2 protein-coding genes are annotated in these 3,194 nt (G+C 41.2%); both read right to left on the reverse strand.

Annotation, left to right across the window (positions count from 1 at the left end):
- Positions 1–2,181, reverse strand: a 2,181-nt coding sequence (locus tag B4K20_RS08820) for an EAL domain-containing protein (protein WP_289282614.1), incomplete at its 3' end; no start/stop codon positions are given.
- A 138-nt stretch (positions 2,182–2,319) separates the two neighbouring features.
- A partial coding sequence (locus tag B4K20_RS08825; protein WP_289282615.1) for a YbgA family protein occupies positions 2,320–3,194 on the reverse strand: 875 nt, incomplete at its 5' end.

Here is a 3,194-nt window from a genome sequence, read left to right on the forward strand (position 1 = left end):
GTGCATATCTTTCACGAACATGCCATCAATTTTGATACTTTGAACAGGCAAGTTTTTGAGATAGGCAAATGAAGACAGACCACTACCAAAATCATCCAGAGAAAACTGACAACCCAGAGCTAACACACTATTGATGAAATGATGTGCTTGCTTCAGATTAGCAATCGCTGCTGTTTCGGTGATTTCAAACTTGATCACTTCCTGATTAAAGGAAGCTGCAGATAATTTTGTTCTGATATAAGCCAGCATGCCTTCATCCCCTATACTTGCTCCAGAGAGGTTGATAGCTAAATAGTTTAAATGAGGTAAAGAATGATAGTGCTGCTCCAGCCATTCAAAGACATGGCTGACAACCCATTTATCAATCCTGTCTGATAAATTGTAGCGCTCTGCAGAGGATAAAAATGCGCCTGGTGGAAATAACTGCCCTGCTTTGCTTCTAAGTCTGACTAAAACTTCATACATTGCCAGATGTTCAGTCTCTGTACTGACAATAGGCTGTGCGTATAGCTCAAAGCGGTCTTCAATCAGCGCCTCTTTAATTTCATTAACCCATTTAAATTCACCTTTCTGAGCTGTCAATTGCTGATCTTGTTCCTGGTAGACATAAACTCGATTTCGACCAGAATTTTTGGCGGCATAACAAGCGCTGTCGGCTTGTTTAAGTGCCTCAGTTCGATTTCTGGTGGCAGAAGTAATGGTTGTCACCCCAATACTGACACCCACTGTAAAGACCTGCGTCTCCCAGATAAATTGGAACTGGGAAACTAACTCTTTTATCTCGTTAGCAATAAACTCCGCTTTTTCCAGCTCACAGTCTTCGACTAATATGGCAAACTCATCTCCTCCTAGTCGGGCCAGTGTGTCGCTCTTGCGTGTCGAACCTCCAAGCAAACTACCTAACTGTCTAAGCAACTCATCACCAGCAATATGGCCGCAGGTATCGTTGATTACCTTAAACTGATCTAAATCGAGGAAGCATAAGGCATGCTCAGTCCCTATTCGCTGTGCATCATTCACCAACATAGATAAGCGTCGCTCGAACTCAGTACGGTTAATTAATCCCGTCAAATCATCATGCGTTGCCTGAAATGAGAGTTTCTTAGCGAGTTTTCTCGACTCGGTAATATCTTCATAGATAGCCACATAGTGATTAATATTTTTTTGATCATCATATACCGCAGCAAGATAAAGCTTGACCCAATAGTGACTGCCATCCTTACGGCAATTCTCAATTTCACCAGACCATTGTCCTTCAGAAGCTGTCTGATGCCATATTTCATCAAAAAATGCCGATGGCATCTTATTAGATTTGTAGGTTTCCAGCCTTTGGCCGTGCATTTCCACAGCGGTGTAGCCAGAGAGTTTTTCACAACGTTTATTGACGTACTCAATTGTTCCATTTGCATCCGTTATCAGAATAGGATTGGGACTGGACTCCACTGCACGTGATAATTTGAGCATGTGTTCCTGACTGGCTTTTAGCTTGTCGTTACTCAAGCTTAGCTCTTTTGTTCGCTCTTTTATCAGCTCTTCACGCTGCAACATTTCATTATTCAGCTTTGTCAGCAGATATTGATTACTCTCTTGTAACTTCAAACTCTTAATCAGGTTTTGGTTCGCTCGTCTGGCCATTGAGAACATTAATAAATAATAAGCAATAAAGCCCACGGTGAGTATGTAAGCTAATTTATCCACATTTACCGTCTGAATTTGATACAAAGACATACTTGTTAATAACACTAACTGTGGAATGGTATAAGCCAGAAACGTCGGAAACCATGCACTTAATACAGGTACCGCCGCAGCAACAACGGTACTGATCAATATATAGAAAAGCGTGTTGATTTGAATATCATCAATCACGATGTAGAAAATGCTCGCAAGCCCCCAAACAGTGCCTACACAACCAGTCAAAAAGGTATAAAGCGTCATCCAGCCCTTAGCGCTCAGACCAAAAAGAGCATTGTGTTTTTTATAAAGGAATAAAACGGCTAAACGAGAGATTGATAATAAACAGATGGCTGAACTCCATCCGACCAACAGAAGCGATTGTGATTGCAGGTAATCAAATAGAACTGTCACGATTAATATCGAAACACCGATGACCGTCAGGTTTGAAAACAAGGCCTCCTCAAATAAGCGATCCGCTTGTTTTCTTAATATCTCTTGATCATCCATGTTCATCTTAATCTGTCTATAAGTTCACAATTGGATGAGAATATCACCTATGTATGTCAGTTTTCCAATAATAAGCAACAACCTACACACTCAATCAGAAGAGCTGTTTGTTAATCCCCAGCATGGGTGGTATGTCATTCAAATGGCATTTCTAAGACTCAAGTCATCAGGGTAAGGCTGCAAATAAGCCTGCTTATTGATATAGGGGTCTGGATGGTTATTAAAATGGTGTCGCAGCAAAGTGATAGGCACAATAAGTGGGATTTGTGCTGTTCTGTATTGATCAATAATGCCGGCTAACTCTTGTTTCTCTTGGCTGGAAATTTTTTTCTTCAAATATCCCTGTAGATGCATTAATACATTCGTGTGCGTTTTTCTGGATGCTAATGATTTCAGTGTAGTCATTAACTCCGTGAAATAACGCTCAGCCAGCGCATCAACATCATGATTACCCGCATCGGCTAGCATTCGCCCAAGTTCAGCATATTTTGATGGAGAATGTGCCATCAAGGTATATTTATAGCGGACATGAAAGTCTAAAATAGCTTTCGTATTCAGCCCTTGTTTTAGCATATCTTGCCAATTGGCATAGGCAAAAACTCGAGTAACAAAATTTTCCCTCAAGAGTGGTTCACACAAGCGTCCTGATTCTTCGACAGGTAGCAAAGGATGTGCATCTGTTAATGCTTTGGCATACAAGCCTCGCCCCGGGGTATGGGATGGATAACCATTTTCCTGATAAACCTTTACCCGAAATAATCCACAACTTGGCGAATTTTTCATAAAAATATAACCAGATAAGTCGTGAAACTGTTTTGCCTTGTTTTCACCATACTCTGTTAGTGCTTTGCTGTAGTTGATACTTTCATCGTGCACAGCAACGGCCTCGGGTTTTTCAGGATCACCGATTAAGCGGATAGGTTTTCTTGGAATACTCATTCCGATGCCCACTTCAGGACACTCAGCTACAAAGTCAAAATAGCGAGATAAGCTCTCCGTTGCCAGTCGTAAAT

It is taken from the genome of Methylophaga sp. UBA5088, from assembly GCF_002414625.1.
Taxonomy (GTDB): domain Bacteria; phylum Pseudomonadota; class Gammaproteobacteria; order Nitrosococcales; family Methylophagaceae; genus Methylophaga; species Methylophaga marina.